The 16,577-nt window shown below is 65.7% G+C and carries 14 protein-coding genes; 3 read left to right on the top strand and 11 right to left on the bottom strand.

The genetic code is table 11. The annotated features are described in order from the left end of the window. Positions 1–12 precede the first annotated feature (12 nt). The 8 genes from rplB to ACFC1I_RS18070 form a co-directional block, all read right to left on the bottom strand. A complete protein-coding gene (gene rplB / locus ACFC1I_RS18105) occupies positions 13–852 on the bottom strand; it encodes a 50S ribosomal protein L2 (RefSeq protein WP_045301487.1) in 840 nt (279 codons plus the stop codon). Positions 853–876: 24 nt separating this feature from the next. Further along, complete coding sequence (gene rplW, locus ACFC1I_RS18100) at positions 877–1,176, bottom strand: 50S ribosomal protein L23 (protein WP_192635689.1); 300 nt, start codon at positions 1,174–1,176, stop codon at positions 877–879. Continuing rightward, the gene (rplD, locus tag ACFC1I_RS18095; protein WP_376012588.1) at positions 1,173–1,835 is read right to left on the bottom strand and encodes a 50S ribosomal protein L4; all 663 of its coding nucleotides are present in this window, start codon (positions 1,833–1,835) and stop codon (positions 1,173–1,175) included. Before rplD ends, rplW begins: the two co-directional genes overlap by 4 nt. Before the next feature lie 4 nt (positions 1,836–1,839). Continuing rightward, positions 1,840–2,499, bottom strand: a complete 660-nt coding sequence (rplC, locus tag ACFC1I_RS18090; protein ID WP_376012586.1) for a 50S ribosomal protein L3 — start codon at positions 2,497–2,499, stop codon at positions 1,840–1,842. A gap of 8 nt (positions 2,500–2,507) precedes the next feature. Further along, on the bottom strand, positions 2,508–2,816 hold the full coding sequence (gene rpsJ, locus ACFC1I_RS18085) for a 30S ribosomal protein S10 (RefSeq protein ID WP_018171443.1): 309 nt from the start codon (positions 2,814–2,816) through the stop codon (positions 2,508–2,510). A gap of 471 nt (positions 2,817–3,287) precedes the next feature. After that, positions 3,288–4,151 carry a glycosyltransferase family A protein gene (locus ACFC1I_RS18080; RefSeq protein ID WP_376012583.1) on the bottom strand — a complete coding sequence of 288 codons (864 nt, stop codon included), beginning with the start codon at positions 4,149–4,151 and terminating at the stop codon, positions 3,288–3,290. 85 nt (positions 4,152–4,236) lie between these two features. After that, on the bottom strand, positions 4,237–5,457 hold the full coding sequence (locus tag ACFC1I_RS18075) for a Coenzyme F420 hydrogenase/dehydrogenase, beta subunit C-terminal domain (RefSeq protein WP_376012580.1): 1,221 nt from the start codon (positions 5,455–5,457) through the stop codon (positions 4,237–4,239). Between the two features lie 176 nt (positions 5,458–5,633). Next, complete coding sequence (locus ACFC1I_RS18070; protein WP_376012577.1) at positions 5,634–6,836, bottom strand: polysaccharide pyruvyl transferase family protein; 1,203 nt, start codon at positions 6,834–6,836, stop codon at positions 5,634–5,636. Between the two features lie 141 nt (positions 6,837–6,977). On the opposite strand from ACFC1I_RS18070, the gene ACFC1I_RS18065 reads away from it, so the two are divergent. The 3 genes from ACFC1I_RS18065 to ACFC1I_RS18055 all read left to right on the top strand — a co-directional run bounded on the left by ACFC1I_RS18065 (position 6,978) and on the right by ACFC1I_RS18055 (position 12,445). Continuing rightward, a complete protein-coding gene (locus tag ACFC1I_RS18065; protein ID WP_376012574.1) occupies positions 6,978–8,063 on the top strand; it encodes a glycosyltransferase in 1,086 nt (361 codons plus the stop codon). A gap of 28 nt (positions 8,064–8,091) precedes the next feature. Continuing rightward, positions 8,092–10,101, top strand: a complete 2,010-nt coding sequence (locus ACFC1I_RS18060) for a hypothetical protein (protein WP_376012571.1) — start codon at positions 8,092–8,094, stop codon at positions 10,099–10,101. Between the two features lie 136 nt (positions 10,102–10,237). Then, complete coding sequence (locus tag ACFC1I_RS18055) at positions 10,238–12,445, top strand: acyltransferase family protein (RefSeq protein ID WP_376012569.1); 2,208 nt, start codon at positions 10,238–10,240, stop codon at positions 12,443–12,445. Between the two features lie 119 nt (positions 12,446–12,564). Here ACFC1I_RS18055 and tuf read toward each other — a convergent pair whose 3' ends face one another. From tuf to rpsG, 3 genes are all read right to left on the bottom strand, one after another. After that, the gene (gene tuf, locus ACFC1I_RS18050; protein ID WP_045301476.1) at positions 12,565–13,758 is read right to left on the bottom strand and encodes an elongation factor Tu; all 1,194 of its coding nucleotides are present in this window, start codon (positions 13,756–13,758) and stop codon (positions 12,565–12,567) included. A gap of 158 nt (positions 13,759–13,916) precedes the next feature. Continuing rightward, a complete protein-coding gene (gene fusA / locus ACFC1I_RS18045; RefSeq protein WP_376012565.1) occupies positions 13,917–16,031 on the bottom strand; it encodes an elongation factor G in 2,115 nt (704 codons plus the stop codon). A 74-nt stretch (positions 16,032–16,105) separates the two neighbouring features. Beyond that, positions 16,106–16,576, bottom strand: a complete 471-nt coding sequence (rpsG, locus tag ACFC1I_RS18040; protein ID WP_042538706.1) for a 30S ribosomal protein S7 — start codon at positions 16,574–16,576, stop codon at positions 16,106–16,108. Position 16,577 lies beyond the last annotated feature (1 nt).

Here is a 16,577-nt window from a genome sequence, read left to right as displayed (position 1 = left end):
CTTCCTCTACTCCTACTTCCGCTTCTTGCCGGCGTTGCGACGACGGACGATGTACTTGTCGCTTTCCTTGTTCGCGTGACGGGTGCGGCCCTCGGCCTGACCCCACGGCGAAACAGGGTGACGACCACCCGAGGTCTTACCCTCACCACCACCGTGCGGGTGGTCGACCGGGTTCATGGCGACACCGCGGACGGTCGGGCGGATGCCCTTCCAGCGGTTACGGCCGGCCTTGCCCCAGTTGATGTTCGACTGCTCGGCGTTGCCCACCTCGCCGACGGTCGCGCGGCAGCGCGCATCGACGTTGCGGATCTCGCCCGAGGGCAGACGCAGCTGGGCGTAGGGGCCGTCCTTCGCCACGAGGCGAACCGACGCACCGGCCGAGCGGGCCAGCTTCGCGCCGCCGCCGGGGCGGAGCTCGATCGCGTGGATCACGGTACCGGTGGGGATGTTCTTCAGCGGCAGGTTGTTGCCCGGCTTGATGTCGGCCGAGGGACCCGACTCGACGATGTCGCCCTGCGACAGCTTGTTCGGCGCGATGATGTAGCGCTTCTCGCCGTCGAAGTAGTGCAGGAGCGCGATGCGCGCGGTGCGGTTGGGGTCGTACTCGATGTGAGCGACCTTGGCGTTGATGCCGTCCTTGTCGTTACGACGGAAGTCGATGACGCGGTACTGACGCTTGTGGCCACCACCGATGTGACGCGTGGTGATGCGGCCCTGGTTGTTGCGGCCACCGGTCTTGCTGAGCGGGCGGAGGAGCGACTTCTCAGGCGTCGATCGGGTGATCTCGGCGAAGTCGGCCACCGACGAGCCGCGGCGACCCGGGGTCGTGGGCTTGTACTTGCGAATAGCCATATCTCTAGTCCTCTATCCCGACCGTCAGCCGACTGCCGTGAAGATGTCGATGGTGCCCGACTTCAGGGTCACGATGGCGCGCTTGGTGTCCTTGCGCTTGCCGGTGCCGAAGCGGGTGCGACGGGCCTTGCCCGCACGGTTGAGCGTGTTGACCGCTGCGACCTTGACGCCGAAGATCTTCTCGATGGCGAGCTTGATCTCGGTCTTCGAGGCGCGAGGGTCGACGAGGAACGTGTACTTGCCCTCGTCGATGAGCCCGTAGCTCTTCTCCGAAACGACCGGCTTCAGGATGATGTCGCGCGGGTCCTTGTTGACGGCGGTCATGCCGAGACCTCCTCGGTGGCGGCGCTCTTCGACGCGACGAACGCGTCGTAGGCGGCCTTGGTGAAGACGATGTCGTCCGAGACGAGCACGTCGTATGCGTTGAGCTGGTCAGCCGGCAGCACGTGCGCGAACGCGATGTTGCGGACGCTGAGGACGCTGATGTCGTCCGAGCGGTCCACGACCACGAGCACGTTCTTGGTGGCGCCGAGACCGGTCAGGACCGCAGCGGCTGCCTTGGTCGACGGAGCACCCTCGATGCCGAACGACTCCACGACGTGGAGACGCTCGCCGCGAGCACGGTCGCTGAGCGCGCCCAGCAGGGCGGCCGCGATCATCTTCTTGGGGGTGCGCTGCGAGTAGTCGCGCGGCTTCGGGCCGTGGACGATGCCACCACCGGTCATGTGCGGCGCGCGGATCGAGCCCTGACGGGCGTTACCCGTGCCCTTCTGCTTGAAGGGCTTGCGGCCGGCGCCCGAGACCTCACCGCGACGCTTGGTCGAGTGGGTGCCCTGGCGAGCCGCCGCGAGCTGCGCGACGACGACCTGGTGGATGAGCGGGATGTTCGTCTTGACGTCGAAGATCGCAGCAGGCAGCTGGACGGAACCAGCCGCCGTGCCGTCTGCCTTCACGACGTCGAGCGCGAGAGTCGAGTCAGCCATGAGATCAGGCACCCTTCACTGCGTTGCGGACGTAGACGATGCGGCCGCGAGCACCGGGGACGGCGCCCTTGACGAGCAGCAGACCCTTCTCGGCGTCGATGGCGTGCACCTTGAGGTTGAGGACGGTCACGCGCTCGCCACCCATACGGCCGGCCATGCGCATGCCCTTGAAGACGCGGCTCGGGGTCGACGAGGCGCCGATCGAGCCGGGCTTGCGGTGGTTGCGGTGCGCACCGTGCGAGGCGGAGACACCCTTGAAGTTGTGACGCTTCATGACACCTGCGGTGCCCTTGCCCTTGCTGGTGCCGACGACGTCGACCAGCTGGCCGGCCTCGAACGTGCCGTCCACCGTGAGCTCCTGACCGAGTGAGTAGTCAGCGGCGTCCGCGGTGCGGATCTCGGTGAGGTGACGGCGCGGGGTGACACCCGCGGCCTCGAAGTGGGCCGTGAGGGGCTGGTTCACCTTGCGGGGGTCGATCTGGCCGTAGGCGATCTGAACGGCCTTGTAGCCGTCCTTCTCGGGGGTACGGACCTGCGTGACCACGTTGGGCGCGATCTCGATGACGGTGACGGGAACGAGCTTGCCGTTCTCGTCCCACACCTGGGTCATGCCGAGCTTGGTGCCGAGCAGACCCTTGGAAGTCTTGTTGTTGATGTCAGCCATGTCGAACCTCAGAGCTTGATCTCGATGTTGACATCGGCCGGAAGGTCGAGGCGCATGAGCGAGTCGACAGCCTTGGGCGTCGGATCGATGATGTCGATCAGACGCTTGTGGGTGCGCATCTCGAAGTGCTCGCGGCTGTCCTTGTACTTGTGGGGAGAACGGATCACGGCGATCACGTTCTTCTCCGTCGGAAGGGGCACGGGGCCCACGACCGTCGCGCCCGCACGGGTCACGGTGTCGACGATCTTTCGCGCCGACGAGTCGATGACCTCGTGGTCGTACGACTTCAGGCGAATGCGGATCTTCTGTCCCGCCATTGTCTGCTCACTCTCTTTCTCGCGTCATACCCCTGTGGCATTGGACGCACGTGGCGCAAAGCGCCATGGCACTTCTGCACCGCTTACGCAGTGCGTGCTGCACCGCTGTTCTGCTGTCAATCCGGGTGCCGCGCCGAAGCGCTGCGTCCCGGCATCCGTCCTCCCCGCGCGCGAAGCAAGGCTCCGCCCGAGGTGGATTCGTGATGTGGTGGTTCTGCTGCCCGCGGCCTAGGACCCTGCGCATTCGCGCTGCCTATGCACTGCCCTGGCAGTGATCCGACGCACGCCAAGAGGGGCGTCGGAATGTGGAACCTCACTAGTCTACGTGCAGCCCGGGCGTGTCGCAAACTCGGGCGTGTCGCGTGACGGGTATGCTCGGGCGTTTCCCAGACGCGAAATCGGCCCGGGTCTGCCCGGGCCGCTGATAACGCGTCGGTACGCGGACCGTCGAGGCCCGCGAGTCGTCGGTTGTTAGCTCTGCTTGCGCGCCCGCGACCACGGAACGATGCCGGGATGGCGCCCCCTGAAGGTCTGCCAGCGTGGGACGGGGCCCCTTGCGTGAAGCCACGTCAGCAGCCGGCCGTGGCTCGGAGGGATGGCGAACTCGGCGGCGAACTGCGGCGTCATCGACAACGCCATTCCCGTGAGCGACTTGCGCGAGCGGTTCTCGCCGGTATCGACGTGGTAGACCACGCCGGGCCAGGGCAGCGGCTCAAGGTCGTAGCCGTGTTCCCGATACCACGCGTCGCCCCGATGCGTCGCGATGATGCCGTCCAGTCGCTCGCCGAACCCGGAGCGCAGCTCTTCCTCTGTCGCGTCGGTGCCGATATCGCTCGGCACCCCGAAGATGTCGTAGTCGACGATGTAGCAGCTTCCGCACCAGGTGTTGAAGCGGTTCAGTCGCCGGTAGCTGTTGCGTCGCTTGGAATAGATCCAGCCGCTGCTCACCACCCAGCCATCTTTTCCGGGGTTGTCGACCGTGAACTTGACGAGGTCACGGTGCAGGTAGTCGTCAGCATCGAAGATCATCGCGTAGTCAGGTTCGTGCCTGCGCGCCGCGATCAGCCCGACAGCGAGCTTTCGACCCTTGTCCCGCCGCACATCATCACGAGAGGTCGGGTTGCCGGGCGGCGCCGGAGCATCAAATGCCACCTGGACGTACTCGACGCGCTCCGGCAGCGCGAACGACGGCGCGCGGTTGCCCACCACGATGACGATGTAGTCGTCATCGGTCTGGGCGGAGATCGAGGCGAGTGTGCTCTGCAGGAGTGCCTCGACCTGGCTGTAGTCGTTGGAATTCTGGGGGTGCCGGAGTGAGGTCACAAAGGCGAGCAATCGTGATTCCTTTCATCGGAGCAGCGAAGAATCGCAGTCTCGATCCACGATCGAGACTGCCGCGCATCGGCATCGCGGCGACGCGCTATTGATCGCGGTCGACGCGCTTCACCATCGCGCGCACGCGTTGCCGCAGCCGATCCCATCGCTTGGCGATCGTGGGGGGGTGTTCGATCGCCCGGTACTTGGCGATCTCCGGCCGAAGAGCCTGGCGGTACACCTCGAGGTCGTTGGCCTCGCGTGCCTCCGCGAATGCTCGCAGACTCACCTGAGACATCTTCCTGCGCTGACGGATCAGCGCGCGACGCTGTCGCGTGACGTGCCGAGTCGATGGGGTGAAGCGCTTCTTCGGTACGGGTAGACCGCGGCTGATGTCGTCCGAGAGCCGCACCCGGAGGCCATCGCGGCGGTGCCGGAAGTTCCCGCCCTGCGAATCCGCCACGCGGTCGGGCCCGAGCGGCTCGATGGCGATCTCGCCAGTCTCTGCGCCGCCTTCGAACAACGCCAGGAGCGTCTCGTCGCGGACGACCACCACGTTCGTGCCGCGCCAGTCCTTGGAGTACTCAGGCAGCCAGGCATCGCCGAACACGACATCGGCGGTCTCGGCGAAGATGTCATCGCAGAAGTTGCATGCCTCGGGCTGGAAAGCTCCGTGCCCCCAGTTCCCGTCGATGGCCTTGCGGGTCCTCAGGGTGTGAATCGTTCCATCTTTGGCAGTCGCCTGGAAGTCGTAATCGCCGGCAGGACGCGAACGGTTCTTGACCCGGAAGTCGACGGTCTCGAGCTGGTCGGGTGATACACCGGCCTGCCACGCGAGCGATTCTCCGAAGAACTGCGACTTCAGGTGACCGCAGACGATTCCCACGAAGTAGCGCAGTTGGTCGCGGAGTTCGGGCGACTCCAGCGCGAGGCGACGCGCGGCCTTGATGAAACAGGGGACACCGACGATCGCGTACCGCCCGCCGAGACCACGGATCTCGTCAAGACCGCTCTGCAACGATGCGGACGTGTACATCGACTTGCGCCGGGCGTCGAGCTCCGCGATCGTACGCGACACCACGAACTCGAAGGCGGCACCCGAGTCCGTAGCGCGACCCACATGGATCACCCCGTCGACCTCGCCCGCCTCGAGCAGGCGCGCAAGGAACCAGGTCGTGAGGCCGCCAGAGCTGCTGTCTACGACTCGATCGTCGTCGGTGATGCGCCCAGCGAACGCACCCAGCCAATGGCCGATGCGAGGATGCCGGTCCATGTCACCGAACCTGGCGGCGGCCAGCTCATCCTCGTCGGGTCCATCGTCGGACATCGGGCACACGCGACTTGCCGCGCTGAGCTCAGCAGCGCTCAGATCCCCGGGAACAGACGCCTCGTAACTTCTGTATCGGCCCAGTGTGACGGCGACCTTGCCGTCCGTCCTCACGGCACAGGCACCACACCCGACACACAGACCTCGAGCGACGACATCAGTGATGGTGAATGCCACTACTCGCCTCCACCCGCGGTGATGTCAACGGCGGGCGCTGACTCGACACGGAGCACCTGAGCCAACGCATCACGAAGAAAGGCGATCCCACGTTCACGCTCATCGGCGATCAACGCGTTCACGCGCGTCCAGTCGATGGGCGCAGCCATGCGGTCGATATCGTGACTGTCGCCGCGAGCGATCCGGTCTTGCAGCCCGAAGACGCCGAGGAGCGTATCGAATCGGGCGACACCGCGTTTCGGGTTCGGGAACACCAAGAACGGGCGATTGAACAGTATCGAGAAAATCGCACCGTGATAGGAGTCGGTCAGCACGGCGTTGCTCATGGCGATCGAGCTCAGCCACTCCTCGACAGTCGGACGCGAATACTCGGCGGGGTGAGAGCGGGTGGCCGCCGTACCCGGCGGTTCATCCGCCCAGAGGGCCTTTTCGGTGCCGTACACCGTACTCAGGAGCCTCGCGGCCGACTGCTTCGCTGGCGTCCGATCGAGCAGATACACCGCTAGCCCGCCCGACGGCAGGTCCGCATCGGTGTTCGCCTCGTAGACCGCGCGGTATGCGGACGGCTCGAGCAGCATGGTCGGGTCCACGACGCGCACCGCTTCGATCCCCCAGTACTCCCGGCAGAGGCGCACGGCCGACTCCTCCCGGACGGAGACCGCGTTGAGCCTCGAAGCCAGAGGAGCTGTTTCGGCGATGAGGGCGGGATCGAACGGCGGGTTGTCGGACCCGAACGACGCCGCATACACGACTCTCGGTCGAGGGTCGTCCTCTCCGACGAAGTCGAAGAGGAAGCTCGGCACGTCGCAGTAGACCGGGTTCCAGACTTGATCACTGCCCGCGATGAATGCATCGGGCCACGCCACAAGTTCGCTGTCAGCTGCACGACCCGAGTACAACGGCCGCTGCTCGATCTCGCGGCGCGCGAATGAGAGCACACGACTGTTGACCTTCGCGAGCGCCGCCTTGCGATCCTTGTCGAGTCCTGGGCGCAACCGTGCGGAGATCTTGCGTTGGAGCCGCTGATACCGCGAAGGAACGGGTGGACGAGAGCGTTGGTTGGTCTTGGTGCCATCCGTCACCACGTCGGCACCGAAAGTCGACAGGACGCGCTGCAGCGCCCACGCCTGCAGGATGCCACCAGGGTTCGGATTCCGATTCGGCGGGAACGTCCGTATCAGGAGTCTCCCAGGTTTTGACATGCCGATACTCTAATCGATCGGCATTCCCGCCAGCGCACGGACCGATTGCGCGAAGGTGCCGGCACACTGCCGGCTCCCGATCGTGGTCGGCCGTCGGACGCGATTCGAGCCCGATTCATGCGCTCTCGCCCGGAAATGCCGATGCTTTCGTTCGTCTACACTGGCGCGGTGTCGTCCCGGTTAATCGTGTACCCGATGTACGTCAGCAATCCATACCTGACGATGGCGCACGTCGCGCCGGTTGCCGCAGGTTGGTCGATCATCGGCGTGCGATCGGTTGCGGATTTGGACGATGCCGTCGACGCTGGTGATGTCGTTCATATCCACTGGACGGCACCGGTGCTGCAAGCAGCGGCCGACCGGGACGTGGCATCAGCCAAGGTGGACGAGTTCGTCTCGATCCTGGATCGCCTCAAGTCCCGGGGAGCGAAGTTGCTCTGGACCGTGCACAACGAGATCGCGCACGACACACCATGGCCGGAGTTCGAAGTCCGGATCGCTGAGGCGCTGGCGGATCGCTCGGACGCGATCATCCAATTGCACGATCACACCGCCGACGCGGTGTCAGCCAGCTACACCCTCCCTGCGGCCAAGTTGGTGACGCTCCGGCATTCGAGCTACCTCGGCATCTATGGCCACGAACAGACGGCACCCGAGGCGCGGAAGGAGCTGGGCATCGAGGCGGGTCACCACGTCGTCGGATTCGTCGGGCAACTACGCCGCTACAAAGGCATCGGCACGCTGTGCGCCGCCGTCGACGTCGCCGTCGACAAAGTCTCCGACCTCACGTTGCTGGTCGCGGGCGCAGCACGCCATGGCGACAGCGCCTGGCTCAAGGAGGTGATGCCGAAGCGGGCCCGGACCGTCCGATGGAATCGGCGGGTTCCGGACAGGACGCTGGCGAACTGGGTATGTGCAGCCGACATCATTGCGCTGCCATACCAACGAGTGCTCAACTCCGGCAGCCTCCTGCTCGCCGCGACCTACGGGCGACCGGTCATCATCCCGAGCAACACGGCTCTGGCGAGCGTGTACAGCGGAGAGTCGTGGGTCCACACCTACGATGCCGACACCGACGACGTCTCCCCGCTTGCCGAGTCGATCATCAGCGCATTGGGCACCGCGCGGTCCGACTCCGATGCGGCCCGTCAGTACGCCAGGGACTGGACGCCCTACGACATGTCACGCGCATATCTCCGAATTCTCGAACGGGTGGCCAATGCCTAGCGATCGCACTCATACCGACATCAGTGTCGTGATCGCGCTGCAGGCTTGGCATGCCAGCGCGGTCGAGACGCTCTCGTCGATTCTGGACGATCAGGACGTGCACCTCGACGTCACCGTGGTCATCACCGACACGACCCTTCTCGACCCTCACCTGGCCGAGGTCCTCGCAAGAGACCCGCGCGCGCAGGTTCTTACTTCCTCGGACAGCGATCAAGCGTCGCTCGCCGCCGCCGTGGGCGTCGCTCGGGGAGACTACGTCCTCTTCCTCGAAGGTGAGGATCTGGTGCCGGCGGGAGCGCTTGCTGCGTTGCTCCGAGCAGCGCGGACGGCCGATGCCGACCTCGCCCTGGGGCGATATGTCCGTTTTCACCCGACCCGGTTGTCCACGTCCCTCGATGACGTCGTGGACCTCGACCGGCTCGGCCCGATGACCTTGGCCGTGGCACCGGGCCTTGTTCGCGCCGACATCGTCGGGTGCATGCTCATGCGGCGCGATCTCGCGGAGCGCGTATGCCTCGAACTTGATGCAGGAACTGCGGAATCGGTGGTCGCGACATCCGCTCTGCTGGGGGCGAGCCGGATAGCCGCAGTGCCACTGGCCGTGCACATCCGGCGGCTCCGTGCGGGCGTGGACCGCGAGCGCGACCTCCAGCGTCGCGTCGCTGCCGACATCGAGCGCGCGAGGCGTCTCACCGCAGCAGGCGCTTCGGTCGCACTGGTCGATCTGAGTACCAGCCAGATCCACGGCGCCTCCTGGGATCAGGTGAAAGCCTTCACGTCACGCCCGGCGCGCGATGCACGAGACCGCGAACAACGGGTACACCTTGCTGGTGAACTCAAACAACTCCTGGACCTCGTACCGGCGCCGGTTCTCGGCTCCGCCGAGGACAGAAACCGGTGGGAAGCGATTCAGCAGATGAGCAAAGGGCGATGGTCGCAGGCAGCGACTCGGACGACCCCACGTCCGGCTTTTCACGTCAGAGCCGCACGCGGCGGGGTTCGCCGCGTGCGGGGTGCCCTGCGCCGCGTGAAGAAGATACTTCTTCCTGCGGCCGCGGTCGTCGTCGTCGGCGCTGTGATCGTCGTGTGCGTGGCAGGGATCATCGGGAGCGTGACCGTCGCGTGGGTCGCGGGTTCGCTCGGCGTCCTTGCCGCCTTCTGCGCAACGGTCCTCATGCACCGCAGGACCTTGCAGCAACTTCGAAGCTCCGAGACCAGGCTGTTCCGGGTCGAGCGCGAGTTCGGAAGGACCCGACGCACGCTGACGCAGCTCGAGTCCCTGCCGACGTCTCTTGCACGCCTCGAGGCGGACGAGACCGCGCGAGCGGACGATAGGGTCAACGCACACGAACACCTGAGCCAAAGACTCGGACGAATCGAGTCCCGGACGCCGGAGCGGACTCGGAAGCTGGTCACGCGTGACGCGTTTGCGATCGCGTCGCTCACGCGCCGGCTCGACGTCGCCTTGGATATCGGCGGCTTCTCCGACTGGTCGGCGACACCCGAGATGTTCGCCTACCTCGCGGCGACGATTCCCGACCTGCCGGACGGGACCACCGTCATCGAGTTCGGTGGCGGGCTATCGACCCTCTGGCTCTCGCTCGCGAACGCGCAGCGAGAGCGTCCGATCCGGATCATCTCGCTCGATCACGATGAAGATTGGGCTTTGGAGACGCGCCGCCTCCTCGCTCGGCACGAACGCACGGACGTCGAACTTCGTGTCGCTGCGCTGCAGCCGCTGCAGATCGGAGACTGGGAGGGTGAATGGTACGACGCGGCCACGATCGCGGACGTCGGTCCCATCTCGCTGGCGCTTGTGGACGGTCCGCCCGGCACGACGTCGGATCGCGCACGGCAACCCGCGTTGCCGATGATTCGATCCAAGGTCGCCGACAGCGGCGCGCTTGTGGTTCTGGACGACATCAACCGGAGCGATGAGCAGCAGATCCGCGACGAGTGGCTTGAGATCGACGGGGTGTCGATCAATCGCGCGCTAGGACGTGCGGTCGTGCTGAAGGTCGCTCCCGAGCAACCCTAGAACCGGTCGCGCGGAGCTACGCCTGGCCTAGGCGAGCCCGCCGTAGCGCGGGCGACCGCAGCAACGCGACGCGACGGACGCCACACCTCGACTGACCCCAACACGCCAATCGCGCCACACCCACAAGAGGACTTGGATGCAACTCAAGCGTCTCGACATCCAAGGTCTGCGTGCGCTGGCAGTGACCATGGTGGTGGTGTTTCACCTTTGGCCGCACACTCTGCAGGGCGGCTACATCGGCGTCGATGTGTTCTTCGTGGTGTCCGGCTACCTGATCACCGCGCATCTGCTCTCGGAGGTAGCCCGCACGGGGTCGGTGTCGGTTACGCGATTCTGGGCCCGGCGTATCCGTCGCCTGTTGCCGGCGTCGTTCTTGGTGCTCGCGTTCTGCGTCGTGTTCGCGTTGTGGGTCGTCCCCAGAAGCCTCCTCGTGCAGAATCTCCAGGAGATCGCCGGCGCGGCGGGCTACTACGTGAACTGGCTGCTCGCATTCAACGCCACGGATTACCTCGCGAGCGAGAACAGCGACAGCCTGGTTCAGCACTATTGGTCGCTCTCGACGGAGGAGCAGTTCTACGTCGTGTGGCCGCTGCTGGTGGTTGCGGCGGTGTTCTTGGCCAAGAAGGTGTTCAGAACGTCGCGGCTGCTGGTCATCTCGATCACACTGGCCATCGTCTTCGCGGCGTCGCTGGCCTTCTCCGTGTGGGAGACCGCCACCAACCCTCCGTTCGCCTACTTCATCACCCCCACCCGCGCGTGGGAGTTTGCCGCTGGTGGCCTGGTCGCCCTCCTCCCGGCCCCGAGACGCGGTTCGCCGGGGTCCCGGAAGAACAACACGCCATGGTCCCCGTACCGGCTCCTCTCCTGGCTCGCCCTTGCCGCGGTCCTCGGCTCCGCCCTCCTCTTCACTGCCGACACCCCTTTCCCCGGATGGATCGCTCTGCTGCCGGTGCTGGGCACGGCATTCCTTCTGTGGGTGGGTGACGACGACCACCCATGGTCCCCGCAAGCCCTCTGGCATCCAGGCCCGATCCAGTTCCTCGGCGACATCTCCTACTCGGTCTATCTGTGGCACTGGCCGTTGATCATCATCAGCCCCTTCGTCCTCGGGCTCGACAGTGACTTCATGACGGGCATCCTCGTCCTCGGCGCGACGCTGCTCCTCGCCACCCTCACCAAGGCCTTCGTCGAAGACCCCGCCCGTCGGGTCACGCGTATCCCTCGCATCCGACGGGGTGCGGCAGCGATGCGTAGAGAACGTGCAACGGTCGGTGCGCAGAAGGGCATGTCGTCGGAGATGGTCGTCGACGCGACCGCTGCGCCATCCCCCCCAAGAGCCATCCCCACTCTCTGGTCGAGACGCCTGCCCGTATACGCGTTCATGCTCACCGGCATGCTTTTCTTCATCGGCGGTCCATGGGCGATGATCGCCTCGATCCGAGCCGAGACCGTCGCCGAACAGGCTCGCATCGACGAGGAGGTCGCCGACGGCGCATCCTGCTTCGGAGCGGGCGCGCTCTTGTCTGCCGATGCGCCCTGCTCCGATCCAGAATTCGCCGGCACGCTGACGCCGTCGCTTGCAGCCCGTGGAGACGACACCGACGGAGCGTTCGGCTGCTACCTATCGAAGAGCAGCGTGACCGCTCCGAACTCCGAGGTCCGCACCGACTGCCGGTACGGCAGCGCGTCCCCGTCCGCGCTCCGGGTTGCGCTCGTGGGTGACTCCCATGGCGCGATGCTGGTTCCGGGTCTGCTCCCGCTCCTGGATGGGCTCGGCTGGCAGCTGGACGTCTTCGTTGCGAACGGCGGCAACTGGGTCAAGCCCAGCGAGGGCGATGCCCGCGAGTCCTACCAGCGGTCGCTGGACGACATGCTGGTGTCGGGCGGCTACGACGTGATCCTCACTACTCAGGTCCGGCAGGACCGCACGCCAGAGGAGGCCTCCGCAACCGCTCAGCGCCTGGCCGACACGTGGGCTCCAGCCATCGCCGCGGGCGCACACGTCGTCGCGGTGGTCGACAACCCGTACCTGACGGACGATATGGAGTCCTGCGTTCAGAGCGCGACGGACCAGATGCCCGGTTCCGCCTGTGAGATGCCCCCGACCGCCGCGTTCTCGCGCAACGATCCCTTCGCAGCCGCTGCCGCCCTTGCCGGGCCCGGCGGATCGGCGATCGACATGTCGGCCGCCTACTGTGCGAACGATTCGTGCCCAGCCGTGATCGGCAACGTCCTGGTCTACCGGGACCAGCACCACATCACCGCAACGTACTCTCAGAGCCTGGGCCCCTACCTCGCAGAGGCGGTCAACGCGGCGGCCGGTCTCGATGCCGGAGCTGGGTGACATGATCGATCGAGGTCAGCCTCGATCGTTCGCGCGAGTGAGCCGAATCTGCGCGCCGGCGGGAATGCCGAACGCCCCCGAGCCGAAGCTCGGGGGCGTTCGTCAGTGAGTCAGAAGACTTACTTGATGATCTTCGTGACCGTGCCGGCGCCGACGGTGCGGCCACCCTCACGGATGGCGTAGCCGAGGCCCTCCTCCATGGCGATCGGCTGGATCAGCTCGACCGTCATGTCGGTGGTGTCGCCGGGCATGACCATCTCGGTGCCCTCGGGCAGCGTGATGACGCCGGTGACGTCGGTGGTGCGGAAGTAGAACTGCGGACGGTAGTTCGTGAAGAACGGGTTGTGACGGCCGCCCTCCTCCTTGGACAGGATGTACGCCGTGCCCTCGAAGTTGGTGTGCGGGGTGACCGAACCGGGCTTCACGACGACCTGGCCGCGCTCGACGTCGTCACGCTTGGTGCCGCGCAGGAGCAGACCGCAGTTCTCGCCGGCCCAGGCCTCGTCGAGCTGCTTGTGGAACATCTCGATACCGGTGACGATCGTCTTCTGCGTCGGGCGCAGACCCACGATCTCGACCTCGGAGTTGATGGCCAGCGTGCCACGCTCGGCGCGGCCCGTGACGACCGTGCCACGGCCGGTGATGGTGAAGACGTCCTCGATGGGCATGAGGAACGGCTTGTCCTTGTCACGCACCGGGTCGGGGATCGACGCGTCGACCGCCTCCATGAGCTCGAGGATCTTCGCGGTCCACTCGGCGTCGCCCTCGAGAGCCTTGAGGCCCGAGACGCGGACGACCGGAGCGTTGTCACCGTCGAAGTCCTGCGACGAGAGGAGCTCGCGGACCTCGAGCTCGACGAGCTCCAGGATCTCCTCGTCGTCGACCATGTCCGACTTGTTCAGCGCGACGAGCAGGTAGGGCACGCCGACCTGCTTGGCGAGCAGCACGTGCTCACGCGTCTGAGCCATCGGGCCGTCGGTGGCGGCGACCACGAGGATCGCGCCGTCCATCTGAGCGGCACCGGTGATCATGTTCTTGATGTAGTCGGCGTGACCCGGGGCGTCGACGTGGGCGTAGTGACGCTTCGGGGTCTCGTACTCGACGTGCGAGATGTTGATCGTGATACCGCGCTGACGCTCCTCGGGAGCCGAGTCGATCGACGCGAAGTCGCGCTGCACGTTGGTGGCCGACGGGTACGTGTCGGCGAGCACCTTCGAGATTGCGGCGGTGAGCGTGGTCTTGCCGTGGTCGACGTGACCGATCGTTCCGATGTTCACGTGCGGCTTGGTGCGCTCGAACTTGGCCTTAGCCACTGGGTCCTCCTCAGGACGTTCGTGTAGAGGTTCCGGGCGCTGGTGTGCGCCGGTCGTCTACGGGGATATCTCCACCTTAGTAGAGACGGTTCTGTTGATTCTGTGTGAAGTTGTGCCGTCGGGATGCCTCGTCACCGAGGCATCCCGACGGAAAAGGGTTACTCGCCCTTGACCTTCTGGACGATCTCGTCGGCCACGGCACGAGGAACCTCGGCGTAGCTGTCGAACTCCATCGAGTAGACGGCGCGGCCCGAGGTCTTCGAACGCAGGTCGCCGATGTAGCCGAACATCTCGGACAGCGGCACCAGCGCACGGACGACCTTGACGCCCTGGGCGTCCTCCATCGACTGGATCTGGCCACGACGCGAGTTCAGGTCGCCGATGACGTCGCCCATGTACTCCTCGGGAGTACGCACCTCGACCGCCATGAGCGGCTCGAGGATGACGGGGTTCGCCTTGCGGACGGCCTCCTTGAAGCCCATGGAGCCCGCGATCTTGAACGCCATCTCGGAGGAGTCGACGTCGTGCGACGCACCGTCCATGAGGATGGCCTTCACGCCCACCATGGGGTAGCCGGCGAGCACGCCGACGTTCATGGCGTCCTGGAAGCCCTGGTTGGTCGGCTCGATGTACTCGCGCGGGATGCGGCCACCGGTGACCTTGTTCTCGAACTCGTACGTCTTGTCGGCCGTGACCTCGAGGGGCTCGAGCGCGAACTGGATCTTCGCGAACTGACCCGAACCACCGGTCTGCTTCTTGTGGGTGTAGTCGTGACGCTCGACGGCCTTCTTGATCGTCTCGCGGTACGCCACCTGGGGCTTTCCGACGTTGGCCTCGACCTTGAACTCGCGCTTCATGCGGTCCACGAGGATGTCGAGGTGCAGCTCGCCCATGCCCTTGATGACCGTCTGGCCGGTCTCGGCGTTCTGCTCGACGCGGAACGTCGGGTCCTCTTCGGCGAGCTTCTGGATCGCGAGACCCAGCTTCTCCTGGTCGGCCTTGGTCTTCGGCTCGATGGCGACCTCGATGACCGGCTCCGGGAACGTCATCGACTCGAGGACGACCTGGTTGGCGCTGTCGGCCAGGGTGTCACCGGTGGTGGTGTCCTTGAGGCCGATAACCGCGTAGATGTGACCGGCGGTGACCGAGTCGACCGGCATCTCCTTGTTGGCGTGCATCTGGAAGATCTTCCCGATGCGCTCCTTCTTGCCCTTGGTCGCGTTGACGACCTGGGCACCCGAGTCGAGGTGACCCGAGTAGACGCGGATGTAGGTCAGGCGACCGAAGAAGGGGTGCGTCACGATCTTGAACGCGAGCGCCGCGAACGGCTCGTCGCGGTCCGCGTGACGCTCGATGATGATCTCTTCGTCCTTCGGGTCCTTCGCCTCGATGGCGGGGACGTCGAGGGGCGACGGGAGGTAGTCCACGACCGCGTCGAGCATCGGCTGCACGCCGCGGTTCTTGAACGCCGAGCCGCAGAGCACGGGGTAGAGCTCCGAGGCGATGGTGAGCTTGCGGATCGCTGCCTTGATCTCGGCGACCGTGAGCTCCTCGCCGCCGAAGTGCTTCTCGAGAAGCTCCTCGTCGGACTCGGCCACCGTCTCGAGCAGGATCTCGCGGTACTCCGCGGCCTTGTCGGCGAGGTCGGCCGGGATCTCCTGGATCTCGTACTTGGCGCCCATGGTCACGTCGCCCTTGGCGTCGCCGGGCCACACGAGCGCGCGCATCTCGACGAGGTCGATGACGCCGACGAAGTCGCTCTCAGAGCCGATGGGCAGCTGGAGCACGAGCGGCTTGGCCTTCAGGCGGTTGACGATGGTGTCGACCGTGAAGTAGAAGTCGGCGCCCAGCTTGTCCATCTTGTTGACGAAGCAGATGCGGGGCACGTCGTACTTGTCGGCCTGACGCCACACGGTCTCGGACTGGGGCTCGACGCCCTCCTTGCCGTCGAAGACGGCGACCGCGCCGTCGAGGACGCGCAGCGACCGCTCGACCTCGACCGTGAAGTCGACGTGGCCGGGCGTGTCGATGATGTTGATCTGGTTCTTGTTCCAGAAGCACGTGACGGCGGCCGACGTGATCGTGATGCCGCGCTCCTGCTCCTGCTCCATCCAGTCGGTGGTGGCAGCGCCGTCGTGCGTCTCGCCGATCTTGTGGTTGACGCCCGTGTAGAACAGGATGCGCTCGGTCGTCGTCGTCTTGCCGGCATCGATGTGCGCCATGATGCCGATGTTGCGGACCTTGTTGAGGTCGGTGAGCACTTCTTGTGCCACGGGGTGTCCTTAGCTGTTGAAGGTGGTAGCGGGCCCGCCGCTCCCGCGGGTCGCAGGAGCGGCGGGAATGCTGGTTACCAGCGGTAGTGCGCGAAGGCGCGGTTCGACTCGGCCATCTTGTGGGTGTCTTCGCGGCGCTTGACCGCGGCACCGAGGCCGTTCGAGGCGTCCAGGATCTCGTTCTGGAGGCGCTCGGTCATCGTCTTCTCACGACGACCCTTGGCGTAGCTCACGAGCCAGCGGAGGGCGAGCGTGTTGGCGCGGTGAGGCTTGACCTCGACCGGCACCTGGTAGGTCGAGCCACCGACGCGGCGCGACTTGACCTCGAGGGTCGGGCGCACGTTGTCGAGCGCCTTCTTGAGCGTGGCGACGGCGTCCTGGCCGTTCTTCGCCTCGACACCCTTGAGGGCGTTGTACACGATCGACTCGGCGAGCGACTTCTTGCCGTCGACGAGGATCTTGTTCACGAGCTGGCTGACGATCGGTGCGCCGTAGACCGGGTCGTTGACGACGGGGCGCTTCGGGGCGGGTCCCTTACGAGGCATC

The sequence above is a fragment of the Microbacterium sp. NPDC056044 genome, from assembly GCF_042267145.1.
In the GTDB taxonomy this organism is placed as follows: Bacteria; Actinomycetota; Actinomycetes; order Actinomycetales; family Microbacteriaceae; genus Microbacterium.
The sequence above is the reverse complement of the archived record's forward strand: the minus strand, read 5'-3'. Positions and strand labels throughout refer to the sequence as shown.

Excerpts from the sequence above, each read along its gene's own strand:
- rplB (WP_045301487.1), bottom strand. The coding sequence starts at position 852 with ATGGCTATTCGCAAGTACAAGCCCACGACCCCGGGTCGCCGCGGCTCG.
- rplW (WP_192635689.1), bottom strand. The coding sequence starts at position 1,176 with ATGACCGCCGTCAACAAGGACCCGCGCGACATCATCCTGAAGCCGGTC.
- rplD (WP_376012588.1), bottom strand. The coding sequence starts at position 1,835 with ATGGCTGACTCGACTCTCGCGCTCGACGTCGTGAAGGCAGACGGCACG.
- rplC (WP_376012586.1), bottom strand. The coding sequence starts at position 2,499 with ATGGCTGACATCAACAACAAGACTTCCAAGGGTCTGCTCGGCACCAAG.
- rpsJ (WP_018171443.1), bottom strand. The coding sequence starts at position 2,816 with ATGGCGGGACAGAAGATCCGCATTCGCCTGAAGTCGTACGACCACGAG.
- ACFC1I_RS18075 (WP_376012580.1), bottom strand. The coding sequence starts at position 5,457 with ATGTCCGACGATGGACCCGACGAGGATGAGCTGGCCGCCGCCAGGTTC.
- ACFC1I_RS18070 (WP_376012577.1), bottom strand. The coding sequence starts at position 6,836 with ATGTCAAAACCTGGGAGACTCCTGATACGGACGTTCCCGCCGAATCGG.
- ACFC1I_RS18065 (WP_376012574.1), top strand. The coding sequence starts at position 6,978 with ATGCTTTCGTTCGTCTACACTGGCGCGGTGTCGTCCCGGTTAATCGTG.
- ACFC1I_RS18055 (WP_376012569.1), top strand. The coding sequence starts at position 10,238 with ATGCAACTCAAGCGTCTCGACATCCAAGGTCTGCGTGCGCTGGCAGTG.
- rpsG (WP_042538706.1), bottom strand. The coding sequence starts at position 16,576 with ATGCCTCGTAAGGGACCCGCCCCGAAGCGCCCCGTCGTCAACGACCCG.